Raw genomic sequence first — 15,561 nt, 5'->3', positions numbered from 1 at the left:
CTAGTTGGTATAGAGAAGCTGATTAAGACGCTCAGCTTCTGCTAAGCTTTTTAGACCTAAGCCACCCACAAGGGCTGACCCATCAATGGTGACGATCTGTTTGTTGATGCCTGCAGGGGTTGCTGCAAGCAGCGGTAACATCTTGATGATGGAATCCGGCCCGCCTAATTTTTCGTAGCTTCGGCCGCTCACCAAAATCACATCGGGCTGCATTTCGACCATGGCTTCTGTTGACAGTGGTTTGTATGAGTTTAATTGTTTCGAAGCGGGGTTGATGGCACCAGCGAGCTTGATGATGGCATCCGGCGTAGTGTCATTGCCAGCCACGCTGGGTGCACGACCATCGTGGATCAAAAGAAACAGCACTTTCTTTTTGCTGCTTTCGGCCGGTTGATTACTGCTGAGTTTGGCTACTTGCTGGGTAACGATCTGTTTCAACTGAGAGGCTTCTGCGGCTCGATCAACCAGTAGAGCAATATCGTCGATACGCTGCATCAAGCCGTCGACATTAGTGTCGGTATTGACCACTTTAACATCCACACCGGTGGATTTAAGCTGTGCTAGCACAGGCGCTGGGCCCATTTCATCGGAGCCGACTAAGGTGGTTGGGTTTAGAGCCAGTAATCCTTCAGCGGAGAGGCTGCGGTGATACCCAATTTGGGGCAGTGATACCGAGTCGGGTAGATGACTCGTGACATCGACGCCGACTAAACTTTTCTCAGCGTGGAGCGCAAAAACCAGCTCAGTCACGGCGCTGCCTGCGCTGATTAGGCGTTCCTCTGCGGCGGCGGTTTGGCTCACCATCACTGTGCCAAGCAGAGCGATGCTCGCAGCGATGGTCGTCAGTTGCTTTTTCATAGATGAAATCTCTTATTGCGGTGGTTCGGTAAGAAGTTGTGTCGCTTTAATGCCGCTCTCTTGAAGAAATCCGAGCAGCCTCACCAGATGTTGAATGTCGGCGGTTTTATCTGCGCCAATCACCACGGGTTTGTCTGAGTTTTTGCTTTCTTCAATTAAAGCGAGCGTAAAGTTGTCCCAATCGATGTAACGTTGGCCATTGATCGCCCAATGCGGTTCCCCAGCCAAAATATTGATGGTCAACGACTGCTTTTCGACTGGTGCGGCAGCGTTGGAATCGCTGCTTGGCAAGTCAACATCAATGGAATCGAGCTTGACAGCCGCGGTTAGCATCAAAAACACCATCACAATGAAGATGATGTCGAGCAGCGGAGTGAGATCCGGTGTCAAGCCATGCGAGTTGTCGGGTGGCGGCGCTTTGATCATCTTAGCTCCGTCGTCAGTTCGGTTGCTGTGCGCTGACCTTGTGGAGAAACGTGCTGTACGGCAACGCCTTCCAGCCACAAGTTGACGTAGTTGAGCGTGTGCTCCAGTTTGGCCATCACTCTATCTGCCCAAAGCCCAAGTAGCTGCGCCCCTGCAATTGCGGGCAGGGCAATCAATAGGCCAGCGGCGGTGGTGCGCATTGCGAGGCCAAGACCATCGGCGAGATCGTTGGGAGTGATATTACCGCTGGAAGCAGCGACGCCTTTAAACATCTCAATCAGCCCCAGTACGGTGCCGAGCAGGCCAATTAAAGGGCTAAGCACGCCGATCAAAGTGAGCAAACGTAAGCCAGAGTGAAGTTGATGGCGTTTTTCTTGCAGCCACATTCCAGCGGCATCTTCTCGCAAGGATTTCGCAAACGCGTGATGCGCCAGTAACATGGCGACCCCTTTGTAAAGCAGTGGACGCTTCGACGCTAGGCGTTCAGCCAACTGTTCAATGTGCAGGTTATTGGTGGGCGAAATAGTGTGCAACTCACGGCGAATGGCACGTTTGCCAACCCCAAGACTCAGCACGACTTGAATGGATCGCTCGACAAGGATCATCACCATCACGGTCGAACAAATGATTAGCGGCCAAGCCATTAGCCCAAGTTGGCTCTGTAGTTGATGTATATGTTGCATAGTTAATCCAATGAAAAACGAACGGGAACTCTGATGCGAGAAGGCATTCTTCTGCCGTTCTCAACGTGTGGAGAGAAGCGCCACGCTTTGGTCGCTTTTAACGCGGCGTTATCCAACATCTCTGCGCCGCTGGAGGCGATCAGCACCGATTTGATCTGCTCGCCTTTTTCATTGAGCCAAATCTCAATCATCGCGGTGCCTTCGATGCCCCTTTTTTGTGCAAGACGAGGGTATTTCGGTGGCACGGGCCTTTCGAGATAACTTGGTCTGTCGACCAGTACCGGCAAACTGCTCGCTCCTTGCGCACTCTGCGCTGGTGTCGGTTTACTGCTCGGTTGTGGATTTTCAGCCACGGTTTGCTTTTCTTCTTTCGGCTGTACTTCTGTCTGCTCTGCTTGAGTTTCAGCCTTGTCCGTTGCCACAGGTGGCGTTTGTTTTGCTTTTATAGGCTGCGTTTTTGCTGGCGGTTTGATAGCCTCTTTCTTAACCGGCTTGTGCACTTTTTCTCGTTGAACGGGTGCTGGCTGAGGCTTTTTTGCCTCTTCGACCACTGGTTTTTTTTCGACGGGTGGATGTTGCGGCTCGACTTTCGCTGCTGGTGGCTGAGGCTTAACCGCAACAAGATTCACCGCCACGGAAGAAGATTGATTTCCAGCGGTTGCAGCAAAGGCTTGCTGCTCATCTGCAACAAAAAGTATGGCAGCGTGCAGCACGAGAGACGCCATTCCTGCGAAGACATATCTAGGTAAATTCACAATGTTCATACTGTCCAGTCAAGCTAACTGGGCGAGATTATCACCTACAATACAAATAATATCAATTATCAATTGCATTATCATTTGTCTGATTTTATCATTTGCCCAGTTTAAAGAGTTAGGCTCCCAAGCTTTATCTGGTGAGTGATAAGCGAGTAACTATGACGCTTAATTTAGAGAAGTACGATCAATCGATTCTTGGCGCGAACACCCCCGATCCACTGCGCTTTGCATTTGCACAAAAACACGCTGCGCACGCAGGGGGAGGAAGTCGCCCCGTAGCAGCGGACAAAATGAGTACGACGTTTCAGCAGCTGATGTCTCAGCAAGAGAGCACCAAGCAAAAGCGTTGTCTTTATGTGCACATTCCATTTTGTCGCGTGCGCTGTACCTTTTGTAATTTCTTCCAAAATGCAGCTAGCCGTCAGTTGGTTGATAGCTATTTCGCCGCCTTGATGGCAGAAGTTGAACTCAAAGCGGCACAGCCTTGGACACAAAACGGCGTGTTTCACGCGGTCTATGTTGGCGGCGGAACGCCAACTGACTTATCGCCGAAACAGGTAGAGCAGCTAGGCACGTTGCTGCGCAGCCGCTTTCCATTGGCGGCTGACTGCGAAATCACTTTAGAAGGCCGAATCAACCGTTTTAGCGATGAGATGTATCAAAGTGCGCTAAAAGGAGGTTTTAACCGTTTCTCCTTTGGCGTGCAGAGCTTTGATACTTTAGTAAGACGCAGCGCCAAACGCTTGGACGACAGAGAGCAAGTGCTTTCTCGCATTAGTGAGCTGGCAGGTTACGATGAAGCGCCCATCATTGTTGATCTGCTTTACGGTTTACCGCATCAAAGTGAGCAAGTGCTGCAGCAAGATCTGCAGGATTTCATCTCAACCGGTGCGCATGGTTTAGATCTGTATCAACTGGTCGTTGGTGGCAGCGCGCCCATGCTCAACTTAGTGGAAAAAGGCCGTTTGCCTGCACCCGCAACCACCGCAGAGAAAGCGTCTATGTATCAACTGGGTGTTGAGTTTATGCAAGCGCACCACCTCAAGCAGCTCAGTGTTAATCACTGGGCAACGGACAATCGTGAGCGCAGTTTATACAACAGTTTGGCAAAAACCTACGCTGAAGTGTTGCCAATTGGTTGTGGTGCGGGTGGCTCGATTGGTGGTTATGGTTTGATGCAAGAGCGCCAGCTTGATAGCTATCTCGAAGCGATGAGACAGCAACGCCTGCCCTTGATGCTGATGACAAAGCAGCACCGCTTAGAGCCAATTTTTTCAGCCTTAAAATCGGGTTTTGATCGCGGTGTGCTGCAAGCCTGCCAGCTTGCTGATTTTTCTGGAGTGGGCACGTTTGAGTATCTGCGTCCACTGTTTGAAGTTTGGCAGCAAAAAGGTTTAGTTGAGCTGGATGAACAGAGTCTGGTGTTAACGTTGGCAGGTAGCTTTTGGGCGGTGACACTCGCTCAAGCTTGCATTCAAGTACTAAGCTCTGAGTATCAGCAACAACAGCAAATTTACGATATTGCGCTGTAACAACAGCGCAATTTATTGAATAAACCAAGAACTTTTGGAAGCAAAATGAACGAACTACAAGCAAAAGTCGCAGAGTTGTTGCAACAAGAACCAACTTTGTTGCCGGGGGCAATGGCCGAACGCCTTAATGTGTCAGAGCTGGATGTGGTCAGTGCCTTGCCAAGCGACATGGTGGTAATGCTACCGGGTGAAATGGCTCAGTCTGTCTTGGAAAGTCTGGTCGACTTCGGCCCAGTGACGACGATAGTGCACGCCTTTGGCTCAATATTTGAGGTGAAAGCGCCATTTCCCAAAGGAAAAGAAGCCAGAGGCTATTACAACCTGATGGGACGTCAAGGTGAGCTGCACGGCCATCTCAAGCTGGACAACGTAAAAGCGGTTGGTTTAGTGAGCAAGCCTTTTATGGGGCGTGAGAGCCACTATTTCGGCTTTTTCTCCGAGAGCGGGGAAAACATTTTTAAAATCTACCTTGGCCGTGATGAGAAGCGTGAGCTGATTCCACAGCAAGTGGAGCGTTTTAAAGCCATGCAAGCTGAGTTTGCAAAGTAATAGAATAAGAGTGAGGAGAAAGTCATGGATCAGCAGGTAAAACAAGAACGACTACAAGGCCGCTTAGAGCCGGAGATCAAAGAGTTCCGCCAAGAGCGTCAAACCTTGCAACTGGCGACGGTTGATAAAGATGGCCGCCCAAATGTCAGCTACGCGCCTTTTGTACAAAATCAAGAAGGTTACTTTGTGCTGATTTCGCAAATCGCACGTCATGCACGCAATCTCCTAGAGAATCCACAAGTCTCTTTGATGATGATCGAAGATGAAGATTCAGCAAAACAGCTATTTGCGCGTAAACGCCTGACGTTTGATGCCGTCGCCAGTGTGGTGGAGCGCGATAGCCAACTTTGGCAGCAGGTGATTGGTCAGATGCAAGAGCGCTTTGGTGAAATTGTTGCGGGCTTGAGCCAACTGGAAGATTTTGTCTTGTTCAATTTAAAAGCTGAACGGGGTTTGTTTGTCAAAGGCTTTGGTCAAGCGTATCAAGTGTCTGGCGAAGATTTGGTCGATTTTGTTCATTTGCAAGAAGGGCACCGCCAGATCTCTAATGGCTAAGCTCGACGCTGGCAAATATTAATGAGTTTAAGGGAGTTAGGTTATACTGACTCCCTTTTTTATCGGCTGGAGATACGTTGTGAAACCCGTCAGTAAAGTCATGGCAGAGCTCTGCTATCCGTTTATTTATGAAGAGAGTGCTGTGTGTGATTTTGAAATTGCCGCAGATGAACTTTGCTGCCGAGTTGGGCTCGTCCTGAGCATGCAGCCGCTCGATCCTCTGGTGCGAGAGGTGCTGAGCCGACTGCAAGCGAACATTTATCATCTTAACGGTTCAGTGCGTGGCAAGTTAGCGATCGGCGAAGAGGATGTTGAGGCATTGACCGCCGACTATGACGCGCTGCGTGAAGCGTTGTCCGGTGGTTTTGCTGGATTTGTGCTGCCGGGTGGTCACCCTGTGTCGTCGCAATTGCACCTTTGCCGCTGTCAGGCGAAAAAAGTAGTGAGGGCCTTGGTTGCGATTGAACACAGTGGCTTGAAGTCGCCTGCACCAATCCTGTTTCGCTATGGCAATTTGCTGGCCAATGTGATGTATGCGCTTGCCTCGTACACGAACCAGATCAACCAAGTGGAAGAAACGGAGTTTGTTAGCAAAAGCTATCCGATGCCGAAAAAAAAGTAATGAAAGTAAGTAAAGGAATAATGAAAGTAAGTAAAGGAAAGATGAGGCGGATTACACCGCCTCTTTGGATTTTTCAAGCGTTCGCGCACCGCGCAGCATGGCCTCAACCAGTTCACCTGCGTTGAATTTTTCCAGTGCCTCATGCGCGCCAACTTGATGGGCGCGATCGACACAAATTTCACTCGATAGCGAGGTGTGCAAAATACGATAGGAGCGATTAAGCGCCGGATCGTTTTGTACTTCAAACGCCAGTTCGTAGCCATCTAATCCCGGCATTTCAATGTCGCTAACCAGCAAATCAACCGGACGACCCCGTTCTGCTTCGCTGCGCATTAAGGCCAGTGCGTCCGCACCGTTTTTGCAGATTTGGTAAGAGATATTGATGCTGTCCAACGCATCGCTCAACTGTTTGCGGGCAATCGACGAGTCATCCACCAGCAAGATGCTTAACGCTTTGAGTCGTTCGCGTTCAATGTCGGTGAGCATCGGAATCTTAGTGTTTTCATACTGCGGGTAAATTTTTGACAGTAGCAGTTCGACGTCCAACATCTGCACAATTTCATTGTTGTAACGGGTGATACCAGTGACAAACACATTGTGTCCGGCACTGGCTGGTGGCGTCTCGATGGAGCGCCAGTCGCAATCGATGATTTTCTCAATCGAACGCACCATAAAAGCCACGACAGTGCGCAAGCAGTCTGTGACGATCAAATAGCTATTTTTGTATTCCGACTTATCAATCGGGCGAAAACCAATCGCCGCCGACATATCGATGACAGGAACGGTCAGGTTACGAATCGTCACAGTGCCGATGACGTGGCGGTGTGAATAAGGGATTTGCGTGGTGGGCAAATATGGCACGATCTCCCGAACTTTGAGCGTACCAATAGCGAAATTCTGCTTTAGTGTCAGCTTAAACACCAGCATTCCCTGCGATTGATTTGCCTTACTAGGGGCTTTTGCCATACTGTTACCTTGCTTTACGTTATTTTTTACTGTCAATCTTACTGCATAATGGCTCACCTTCAAGGGATATCGACGACGAAAGTGCGATAGAGCTATCTCAACGGCAATTAATGATCCGATTGATGACTTCAGGTAAACTTGCGCACTTTGACATTTTGAGGGGAATTTCATGGCCCAAACAGCAGCGGCGTTACACATTTTGGTGAAACATAAAGAACAAGCGGAAGAGATCATCGCGCAACTGAAAAAAGGGGCGAAATTTCACCTACTCGCCAAAAAACATTCCCTTTGCCCATCCGGTAAACGCGGTGGTGATTTGGGTGAGTTTAAACGCGGCCAGATGGTCCCTCAATTTGATAAAGTGTGTTTTAGCGGCGAAGTGCTCACCCCACATCTGGTAAAAACCAAATTCGGCTGGCATGTGGTGAAGGTGTTGTATCGGACATGATCAGCGGCAGGTTTAGCTAGTCAGCTCCTGTTGAACAGAGCGTTTTAGGACGAAATATGGACGTTATTCTCTACAGTGCGAAAGGCTCCAACAGTTCGGAGCGAGTGGAATGGGTGCTTAATTACAAGCAAATCGCCTATCGGCGGATAGAAGTGAGCAGCGAAGCGCTCACTGGCAGCTATCTCAATATCAACCCTTTTGGCTACGTGCCCGCATTGTCGGTGGATGGCGAGATCTTTTCAGAGTCCATGGCCATTATTGAGTACCTTGAAGAAAGTGGCGACCATTGGCCTTTGCTCGGGCAAACGCGCAGCGAAAGAGCCCATGTCCGACGGGTATGTGAGTACGTTAATTCCAGTATTCATTCACCGCAAAACAGAACCGTGCTGACGTTTTGGCGTCCTGAGCTGGGCGAGAGAGAAAAGCGGGTCTTGCGTGGTCAGTGGATTATGCGCTGCCTTGATACATTGCGTGCGACTCTGTGTTGTGATTCAGGCTATGCCGTTGGTCATCATTTCTCGCTGGCGGACATTTTTGTCGCGTCAATCTACAAAAAAGCGCGGCAACATGGTTGTGTTGAGGATGAGTTTTACCGCAATCATCTGCTGCATTTAAGAGCCGATAAGAAGATCGCGGAGTCAGAGCCACGTCCTTAGGAGCTACTTCGCACAACCCATTGTTAAGAGTGCACTGCATTTGTAACACGATTGAGCATCGAACGCAGACTACCCAAAGCGATCACCTACAAATATCAACGCTTATCGGCGCAATGAATCACGGTCAGTAATAGCTTGGTTTGATAATTTACTTGGATTAAGTTCACAAATTTGATGTGATTCATCTCAGTGTAATTTTTATCTCAAGCCTAATTTCAAATACTTATCGTCAGATTTTCTTTCCCAAAAGAAGCGTGTTTATTCTTTTTTATTGTTTTAAAACAGTTGGATAGGATCGTTTCGTCGAGGCGGTCTCATTTCTTTATGACTCTAGGAAGGATGAAAGTTGGCCACTTGGCCGATTTCTACGCCCTGGGTTTCCTCCCGTTTGTACATTCCCTAGGTGGATGGCGAATAGCCAGTTCGCTCTATAATTTTCTTCAGGCGCACCGAAGCGATATGGCGATACGCTGCTTCGCAAGGTGTAACGTGAAAGGAGAGTGAAAATGGCTTGCTTAAACAACGAGCAAAAACGAAAAGGCAACGTGATTTTGCACGCTTTCGACTGGCGCTATGATGAGATTGGCGCTCAAGCAGAAAAGATCAATCAAATGGGCTATGCCTCGGTGCTGGTATCACCACCGCTGCGTAGCGCCAAATCCGCAAAATGGTGGCAACGGTATCAGCCACAAGATTATCGTGTTATCGACAACTTTCTCGGCAACACACAAGATTTCCGCAGCATGGTTCAAGCTCTTGAGACGGTTGGCGTTCGCGTTTACGCCGATGTCGTTTTTAACCACATGGCCAACGAAGCCAAGCAACGCAGCGACTTGAACTATCCGGCCAAATCTGTGCTGGAAGAGTACATCAGCAACCCCGAGTACTTTGAAAAGCAACGCTTGTTTGGCGATCTTTCTGAGCCGCTATTCACCGAGAATGATTTTGTTGAAGCGTTCGGTATCAAAGATTGGAAAGATAAATGGCAGGTGCAAAACGGGCGGATTTCGGGTGGTCCAAGCGATCCGGGTCTGCCGACATTGCGCGTGCATGAGCATGTGATTGAGCAGCAGCGTAACTACCTGCGCGCGTTGAAAAAACTTGGTGTGAAAGGTTTTCGCATTGATGCGGCCAAGCACATGACCTTGGAGCACATCAAACAAGTTTGGACGGATGAGATTACTGAAGGGATGCATATCTTTGGTGAGATCATTACCGATGGTGGGGCGACTCAGGAAGAGTATGAGCTTTTCTTGCAACCCTATTTGCAAGAAACCCGCTTGGGGGCGTACGATTTTCCGCTCTTTAGCACTCTATTTAAGGCTTTCTCAGAAAAGGGCAGTTTCAAAAGCCTGATCGATCCATATTGTTTTGGGCAAGCGCTCTCTAAACGCAGGGCGATTACCTTTGTGGTTACCCACGATATTCCCAATAACGATGTGTTTGCCAGTTTGGTGATGGATGAGACATCCGAATGGCTCGCTTATGCTTATATTCTTAGCCGTGATGGCGGTAGCCCGCTGGTTTATACCGATCTCGACACCAGTGGAATGAAAAATGCGTCAGGAGAACCGCGCTGGCTTAAAGCGTGGCGCGATCCCAAAATGGCGAAGATGATTGCATTTCACAACCGATTCCATGGTGAAGAAATGGAGGTGTTGGAGGGCAATGACGACATGCTACTGTTCCGACGTGGTAAAGAAGGCTTTGTGGTGATCAATAAGTCGACTCGCAAACAGTCGGTTTCTATCCCTAGCAGCACGTCTTTAACGGATGTGCTGACTGGAAAACGTTACAGTTCAAGTAAAGGTCGAGTTGATTTCACCATTGACGCGAAAACCAGCTTGATGATGTGGTAGGAAAACGGCGAAGCTTAAGCTTCGCCGTCTTTTATGGTTAGTAAATGCGTTAAACGATGAATTTGTTCAAGATTGCGTCTTGTTCACGGACGTTTTCTACCTGAACTTGCATCGCAATGTTAGCGCTCTCTGCCAACTCAGATACCTGTACGGAGAGATCTTTGATCTTCACCGTGTTGTTGTTGATCTCTTCGGCAACTAAGCTTTGCTCTTCAGCGGCTGAAGCAATTTGAATATTCATATCACTAATTTGCTGAATGGCACCACGAATGCGTTCAAGTGCGCTGTTGGCTTCTTGTGCCCTTGCAACGGCGTTGATCGCTGTGTCCTTACTTTGGTTCATGGCGCTTGCAACCGAGTTCGCGCTGCTTTGCAGCTTCTCAATCATGCTGCGGATTTCGGTGGTTGATTCTTGAGTACGCTGCGCTAGCGTGCGCACTTCATCTGCAACCACAGCAAACCCACGTCCAGATTCGCCCGCACGTGCCGCTTCAATCGCCGCGTTTAGAGCCAGCAAATTGGTTTGATCGGCGATGTCATTGATCACTTTTAGAATGGTTTCGATGTTCGACGTGGCCGATTCGAGCACTTGTACCTCTGTGACCGCTTCGTCAATGCGAGTTGAGAGCTCATCAATCGCTTGAGTCGTGTCGTTGACAATGGCGGTGCCATCGACAGTGGCGTCATCGGCATCTTTCGCTGCAGAAGCCGCACCTTGGGCGTTAGAGGCAACGTCGGAAGCGGTTGTCGCCATCTCATGCATCGCGGTGGCAAGTTGTTCCAGCTCACGTAACTGCTCTTGCATCGCTGCCGCAGACTCTTGAAGACCCACAGAGGTGTTTTCTGACCCATGCAGGATTTCAGCACCAATCGCTTTAGACTGCTTAATGAGCTGCTGCAAATTGCCCGTAAAGGCATTAAAACCACTGGCCAGTTTCGAGAATTCTTGGTCTGTATTGGTATCTAGGCGCTGAGTTAAGTCTCCATCGCCAGAGGCAACATCCTGAATCGCCGTGTTGAGATCATCAAGTGGACGCATCAAAGAGCGGATCAGCACCAGCAGAATCGCGATACTGATAATCAGCGCAATCAAGGTATAGATGATGGAGCTGTTACGTAACTGGCTTATCGATTGGTAAGCAATACTCTCATCGAGTACCACGCCTACATACCAGTCTTCCCCAGGAACGGCAGAAAAATCAAGAGTATAAGAAGTACCATTCAACTCGACTTTCTGCGGTTTGTCGGTAATTTGCACGTTTGGCATGTATTCCGACATCGGTTTGCCGTTTTTCTTTGTCTCTGGGTGAGCGATGGTGGTGCCATCTTTTGCCACGATGAAGACGTAACCCGCATCAAACAGTTTTACTTGGTTTACTAATTCGGCCAACCCCGCCAAACTTACATCGTAGAAGATTGCCCCAATAAACTTGCCGTTATCGCGCACAGGCGTCGCGATGGAGACAAGAATTTCATTCGTTGCCGAGTCAGCATACGGGGCAGTAATAATCAGTTTTCCGGCATTCTTCGCATCTTTATACCAAGGGCGTACTCGAGGATCCCAAGTCGGCCCCGGGTTCCAGTTCGGATCGTTATTAATATTCGAGCCGTCTTTTTCGAAGCCCAAGCCAGCGAGTAGGAAGGTATTTTTAACCACCGGGCGAGTAATGACGTCGGAGATATGTTTAGGTGAGAGGTCGGTTTCCATCATACTGGTTGAGTAGGCGGCGATGGCTTTTCTGCCGTTTATTTCAGCTGCGACGGTATTTCGGACCCCATCGACAATTTCAGTGACACTGGCTTCTACTTGTTTGGTCAGTTCGTCCTGAACAGTAAAATATTGCTTTGCCGTTAGCAAAGAAACAGTAACGAGCAGCAGTAGCGAAGAGGCTGCAACAATTTTATGGCTAAATTTCATCCTGTGTCCCTCAGTTTGGTTAAGTAACCAACTACTTATAATTTTATAGTTAAGAAAGTACCGTTCATCCAGTTATTTATTTAGTAATATCTAATTTATAAAGTATTTTTTGTCCGAAAAAAAAGCGAAGGAGAATCCTTCGCTTTTTCTATGATGATTAGACAGTAAAACGGTTGAGAATATCGTCTAATTTACGCACGTTGTCCGTCTGAACTTGCATCGATTGGTTGGCATTTCTCGCTTCACCTGCTACCTGTGTAGAGAGATCTTTGATGTTGACGGTGTTGCTGTTGATCTCTTCTGCGACCAAACTTTGTTGCTCAGCAGCGGAGGCAATTTGCATATTCATATCGGTGATTCGTTGAATCGCATCACGGATACGTTGCAGAGAGTTACGCGCCAAGTTGGCTTTTTCCACCGCGTCAACTGCACTGTTTTTACTCTCTTTCATCGCACCAGCCACAGAAGACGCGCCCGATTGAAGTTGCTCGATCATGTTGCGAATTTCAGTCGTAGACTGTTGAGTCCTTTGCGCCAAGGTACGCACTTCATCGGCAACCACGGCAAAGCCACGGCCGGATTCACCCGCGCGGGCTGCTTCAATCGCCGCGTTAAGCGCTAGCAAGTTGGTTTGGTCGGCAATGTCGTTGATGACTTTCAAAATGGTTTCGATATTGGCAGTTGCGGACTCCAATCCGTGCACCTCTTCAACTGCCATATCAATACGTTGCGACAGCAGGTTGATGGAATCGGTTGACTGATTGACCACGTTGGCTCCTTGCTGTGTGGCATCATCGGCTTCTTGCGCTGCGGCCGCTGCGCCTTGAGCATTGTTAGCTACTTCGGTTGCGGTTACGGCCATCTCATTCATCGCGGTAGCCAGTTGTTCAAGCTCTTGCAATTGCTCACTCATTGCTTCGGCAGAACCTCGAGCACCGCTTGCCGTCAGCTCCGTACCGTGGCGAATTTCTACACCGATCTCTTTCGACTCAATGATTTGCTTTTGCAGATTGGCGGTAAACGTATTGAAGCCTGCCGCAAGCTGTGAAAACTCTTGATCGGTATTGGTATCAAGGCGATGAGTCAGATCTCCGTTACCAGAAGCCATATCTTGAATTGCCGCGTTTAATGCATCCAGTGGGCGCATTAAGAAGCGGATCAGCATGGTAAGCGCGGTCAAGCTGAGGATTAAGGCAATCACAGCATAAATCATGGAGTTGTTGCGCAGAGAGTTGACTGCTGAGAAAGCGATATCTTGGTCTACAATCGCACCGATATACCAGTTTTCACTTGGGATCTTGCTAAATTCAACCAGATAACGAGTACCGTTGAGCTCAAACTCTTGCGAGCCTTCTTTGAGCTGCACTTGCGGTAAATAGCTCGACAGCTTCTCACCGTTATTTTTTGCTTCTGGGTGAGCAATGGTGGTGCCATCGGAGGCGACGAGGAACAAATAACCCGCGTCAAACAGGTTAACTTGGTTGACCAGATTGGCCAAGTTAGTCAGTTTCATGTCATAGAACATGGCAGCGACGAAACGGCCATTCTCTTTCACAGGAGTACCAACCGAAATGATCACGGTTTTGCTGGAAACATCAATATAAGGTGCGGTGACGATCAACTGGTTTTTGTTTTTGGCATCAATATACCAAGGGCGTTTACGAGGATCGTAATCCGGGCCAGCATCCCAGCCGTCATCGTTTTCAACCACGGAGCCATCTTTCTCGTAGCCGAAACCCACCGCAAGGAAACTGGATTTCAGTTTTGGTTTCTCAAGAATGGTTTTGACATAGGTTTTGTCGGATGGCGAAATCTCAATCACTTCGGTGGTGGATTGAGCCAGCATCTTACGCGCTTCCATCTCCGATATTACGGTATTGCGTACACTGCTTATCATCTCATCTAGGCTTTTAGTTACGTGTTCTTCAATGGTGCTGCGAACAGTGTAAATTTGCTTAAGTGACAGCAAGGATATAGTCACTAACAACAGCGCAGAAGAGGCTGCTACAACTTTATGACTGAATTTCATATAAATCCCCTAACTTAATTCCAGCAAGCTTTGTAATTTTTTATTAATTGTAGAAGTATTATCGGCATTTGCGCCGTATACCTAAGTACAATTTGTTACTTTTTTCCAAGCTAGGCAAATATTTGTAGATGTCGGTCCTGTTTTTGTGACTTTGATAGGCTGCTCTTGCATCCGATTGAATATTAAGTGGATTGATAGCTAAGTGGACGTCACAAAGATGAGAAGTCTCAACGTCTCAAATACAAGAAAGCCTCGTATTCAACGAGGCTTTGCATGCAGTGATATGTGCTTAGAAAATCAAATGCGCCACGCCAGCAATAATTGGCAGAGTGATGAGTGTGCGCAGAATGAAAATCACGAACAGCTCAACAATATTGACTGGGATTTTGCTGCCGAGCAGTAGCGCGCCAACTTCAGACATGTAAATCAGTTGAGTGACCGACATGGCTGCGATGATAAAGCGAGTCATCTCGTTATCAATAGACGCCGCCAAAATGGCCGGGATGAACATATCGGCAAAACCAACAACAATGGTCTCAGATGCGGCAACGGCTTCTGGTACACCCAATAGCTCAAGGAATGGGATGAACGGCTGGCCAAGAATAGAAAACACAGGAGTGTATTCAGCGATGATCAACGCCATGGTGCCTAATCCCATCACGACGGGTAGTACACCAAACACCATATCCACTGCGTTACGGATGCCTTCAGCAACCACAGATTTTACCGACGTCACTTTGCCAGCGCGATCCAGAGCCAGTTCCATGCCCCAGCTAAATGCGGTATGACCCGCTGGCACCGCGTTGGCGTCAGCGTGTGGTTCACTGCCATCGATGTAGCGATCCTTCTTCATGCTCAGTGGCGGTAAGCGAGGAATGATGATGGCGGCAACAATACCCGCAAGACAGATAGCGCCGTAGAATGGCAGAAACAGGTGCTCCAGTTTCACTTGGGCAATCACGACCAAACTGAAGGTGATGGACACTGCAGAAAAAGTGGTGCCTACGACTGCCGCTTCGCGTTGCGTGTAGAACTTACTTTCGTACTGCTTGCTGGTGAGCAAAATTCCCACGCTGCCATCGCCAAGCCAAGAAGCCATACAGTCAATAGCGCTGCGGCCAGGCAAGTTAAATACAGGACGCATCACCTTGCTCAGCAGCGCGCCAAACAGTTCCAGCAAACCGAAGTTAAGCAGCAGTGGCAGTAGCATGCCCGCAAAGATGAACACCGCAAACAGAGTTGGCAGCAGGCTAGTCAGGACTAGGCCACCGGTGTTTTCTTCCCAAATCGCTTTTGGCCCAACTTGGAAAAAAGTCATCACCACGGCCGCACCGCCCAAAAGGCGAACTAATAGCCATAGCGAGCTTGGGTTAAACAGGCCGTTGAGAAACGCGTTTTTGACGATCTTCGCTGGCTGGAAAAGTTTGGTAGCAAGAGAGGCTACAGCCATAAAAGCGATAATTGCTGTCACGAGTGCGACAAGATGATCTCCCAACAAAGCGGGAACCAGCTTGGCTAAAATCGCCACTGGGATGGTTAGTTCACCTTGGTAGCTGATTGGAGCCATAAAAAGAAGTAGGCCAATAAGCGAAGGAATGAAAAATTTCCAAAAGTTGTTTTTTCCAGCCACTTCACCATTGGTCAGCGTGGCAGTATTGGTGTTTTCTGTCATACGTTTCTCATGTTACTACTAGTCAATACT

The 15,561-nt window shown here is 48.6% G+C and carries 15 protein-coding genes; 7 read left to right on the top strand and 8 right to left on the bottom strand.

All coding sequences use genetic code 11. The features are described from left to right. Genes UF06_RS10655 through UF06_RS10640 form a run of 4 tightly spaced genes read right to left on the bottom strand, consistent with a single transcriptional unit; the run spans position 1 to position 2,731 of the window. Positions 1-858 (bottom strand): ABC transporter substrate-binding protein, encoded by an 858-nt coding sequence (locus UF06_RS10655; protein ID WP_045570442.1) that lies wholly within the window; start codon positions 856-858, stop codon positions 1-3. 12 nt (positions 859-870) lie between these two features. Next, on the bottom strand, positions 871-1,284 hold the full coding sequence (locus UF06_RS10650; RefSeq protein ID WP_045570441.1) for a biopolymer transporter ExbD: 414 nt from the start codon (positions 1,282-1,284) through the stop codon (positions 871-873). After that, positions 1,281-1,967: a MotA/TolQ/ExbB proton channel family protein gene (locus tag UF06_RS10645; protein WP_045570440.1), complete on the bottom strand. Its 687-nt coding sequence runs from the start codon at positions 1,965-1,967 to the stop codon at positions 1,281-1,283. Before UF06_RS10645 ends, UF06_RS10650 begins: the two co-directional genes overlap by 4 nt. Before the next feature lie 2 nt (positions 1,968-1,969). After that, positions 1,970-2,731, bottom strand: coding sequence for an energy transducer TonB (locus UF06_RS10640; protein WP_226972391.1), 762 nt, complete (start codon positions 2,729-2,731; stop codon positions 1,970-1,972). A gap of 152 nt (positions 2,732-2,883) precedes the next feature. Between UF06_RS10640 and hutW the strand changes: the two genes are divergently transcribed. The 4 genes from hutW (at position 2,884) to UF06_RS10620 (ending at position 5,983) form a co-directional block, all read left to right on the top strand. Continuing rightward, on the top strand, positions 2,884-4,257 hold the full coding sequence (hutW, locus tag UF06_RS10635; RefSeq protein ID WP_045570439.1) for a heme anaerobic degradation radical SAM methyltransferase ChuW/HutW: 1,374 nt from the start codon (positions 2,884-2,886) through the stop codon (positions 4,255-4,257). Between the two features lie 45 nt (positions 4,258-4,302). After that, entirely contained in the window at positions 4,303-4,806 is a 504-nt protein-coding gene (hutX, locus tag UF06_RS10630; RefSeq protein ID WP_045570438.1) for a heme utilization cystosolic carrier protein HutX, read from the top strand. A gap of 24 nt (positions 4,807-4,830) precedes the next feature. Then, on the top strand, positions 4,831-5,361 hold the full coding sequence (hutZ, locus tag UF06_RS10625) for a heme utilization protein HutZ (protein WP_039434577.1): 531 nt from the start codon (positions 4,831-4,833) through the stop codon (positions 5,359-5,361). A gap of 79 nt (positions 5,362-5,440) precedes the next feature. Further along, positions 5,441-5,983, top strand: coding sequence for an ATP:cob(I)alamin adenosyltransferase (locus UF06_RS10620; protein WP_045570437.1), 543 nt, complete (start codon positions 5,441-5,443; stop codon positions 5,981-5,983). 51 nt (positions 5,984-6,034) lie between these two features. Here UF06_RS10620 and UF06_RS10615 read toward each other — a convergent pair whose 3' ends face one another. Next, the gene (locus tag UF06_RS10615; protein ID WP_045570436.1) at positions 6,035-6,949 is read right to left on the bottom strand and encodes a chemotaxis protein; all 915 of its coding nucleotides are present in this window, start codon (positions 6,947-6,949) and stop codon (positions 6,035-6,037) included. A gap of 169 nt (positions 6,950-7,118) precedes the next feature. Here UF06_RS10615 and ppiC point away from each other — a divergent pair, with 169 nt between their 5' ends. The 3 genes from ppiC (at position 7,119) to UF06_RS10600 (ending at position 9,912) form a co-directional block, all read left to right on the top strand. Beyond that, entirely contained in the window at positions 7,119-7,397 is a 279-nt protein-coding gene (gene ppiC, locus UF06_RS10610; protein WP_045570435.1) for a peptidylprolyl isomerase PpiC, read from the top strand. 56 nt (positions 7,398-7,453) lie between these two features. Continuing rightward, positions 7,454-8,053 carry a glutathione S-transferase family protein gene (locus UF06_RS10605; RefSeq protein ID WP_045570434.1) on the top strand — a complete coding sequence of 200 codons (600 nt, stop codon included), beginning with the start codon at positions 7,454-7,456 and terminating at the stop codon, positions 8,051-8,053. 506 nt (positions 8,054-8,559) lie between these two features. Beyond that, on the top strand, positions 8,560-9,912 hold the full coding sequence (locus tag UF06_RS10600) for an alpha-amylase family glycosyl hydrolase (RefSeq protein ID WP_045570433.1): 1,353 nt from the start codon (positions 8,560-8,562) through the stop codon (positions 9,910-9,912). A 49-nt stretch (positions 9,913-9,961) separates the two neighbouring features. On the opposite strand, the gene UF06_RS10595 is transcribed toward UF06_RS10600, so the two are convergent. From UF06_RS10595 to UF06_RS10585, 3 genes are all read right to left on the bottom strand, one after another. Beyond that, positions 9,962-11,830: a methyl-accepting chemotaxis protein gene (locus UF06_RS10595; protein WP_045570432.1), complete on the bottom strand. Its 1,869-nt coding sequence runs from the start codon at positions 11,828-11,830 to the stop codon at positions 9,962-9,964. Positions 11,831-11,987: 157 nt separating this feature from the next. Next, positions 11,988-13,859 carry a methyl-accepting chemotaxis protein gene (locus UF06_RS10590; protein WP_045570431.1) on the bottom strand — a complete coding sequence of 624 codons (1,872 nt, stop codon included), beginning with the start codon at positions 13,857-13,859 and terminating at the stop codon, positions 11,988-11,990. 289 nt (positions 13,860-14,148) lie between these two features. Next, the gene (locus UF06_RS10585; protein WP_045570430.1) at positions 14,149-15,531 is read right to left on the bottom strand and encodes a YjiH family protein; all 1,383 of its coding nucleotides are present in this window, start codon (positions 15,529-15,531) and stop codon (positions 14,149-14,151) included. Positions 15,532-15,561: the final 30 nt, after the last annotated feature.

The sequence above is a fragment of the Vibrio sp. S234-5 genome (genome assembly GCF_000960595.1).
Lineage (GTDB): Bacteria > Pseudomonadota > Gammaproteobacteria > Enterobacterales > Vibrionaceae > Vibrio.
The sequence above is the reverse complement of the archived record's forward strand: the minus strand, read 5'-3'. Positions and strand labels throughout refer to the sequence as shown.

What these genes read in the sequence shown, in the direction of transcription:
- UF06_RS10655 (WP_045570442.1), bottom strand. Translation starts at nt 858, where the DNA reads ATGAAAAAGCAACTGACGACCATCGCTGCGAGCATCGCTCTGCTTGGC.
- UF06_RS10650 (WP_045570441.1), bottom strand. Translation starts at nt 1,284, where the DNA reads ATGATCAAAGCGCCGCCACCCGACAACTCGCATGGCTTGACACCGGAT.
- UF06_RS10645 (WP_045570440.1), bottom strand. Translation starts at nt 1,967, where the DNA reads ATGCAACATATACATCAACTACAGAGCCAACTTGGGCTAATGGCTTGG.
- UF06_RS10640 (WP_226972391.1), bottom strand. Translation starts at nt 2,731, where the DNA reads ATGAACATTGTGAATTTACCTAGATATGTCTTCGCAGGAATGGCGTCT.
- hutW (WP_045570439.1), top strand. Translation starts at nt 2,884, where the DNA reads ATGACGCTTAATTTAGAGAAGTACGATCAATCGATTCTTGGCGCGAAC.
- hutX (WP_045570438.1), top strand. Translation starts at nt 4,303, where the DNA reads ATGAACGAACTACAAGCAAAAGTCGCAGAGTTGTTGCAACAAGAACCA.
- hutZ (WP_039434577.1), top strand. Translation starts at nt 4,831, where the DNA reads ATGGATCAGCAGGTAAAACAAGAACGACTACAAGGCCGCTTAGAGCCG.
- UF06_RS10615 (WP_045570436.1), bottom strand. Translation starts at nt 6,949, where the DNA reads ATGGCAAAAGCCCCTAGTAAGGCAAATCAATCGCAGGGAATGCTGGTG.
- ppiC (WP_045570435.1), top strand. Translation starts at nt 7,119, where the DNA reads ATGGCCCAAACAGCAGCGGCGTTACACATTTTGGTGAAACATAAAGAA.
- UF06_RS10605 (WP_045570434.1), top strand. Translation starts at nt 7,454, where the DNA reads ATGGACGTTATTCTCTACAGTGCGAAAGGCTCCAACAGTTCGGAGCGA.
- UF06_RS10600 (WP_045570433.1), top strand. Translation starts at nt 8,560, where the DNA reads ATGGCTTGCTTAAACAACGAGCAAAAACGAAAAGGCAACGTGATTTTG.
- UF06_RS10595 (WP_045570432.1), bottom strand. Translation starts at nt 11,830, where the DNA reads ATGAAATTTAGCCATAAAATTGTTGCAGCCTCTTCGCTACTGCTGCTC.
- UF06_RS10590 (WP_045570431.1), bottom strand. Translation starts at nt 13,859, where the DNA reads ATGAAATTCAGTCATAAAGTTGTAGCAGCCTCTTCTGCGCTGTTGTTA.
- UF06_RS10585 (WP_045570430.1), bottom strand. Translation starts at nt 15,531, where the DNA reads ATGACAGAAAACACCAATACTGCCACGCTGACCAATGGTGAAGTGGCT.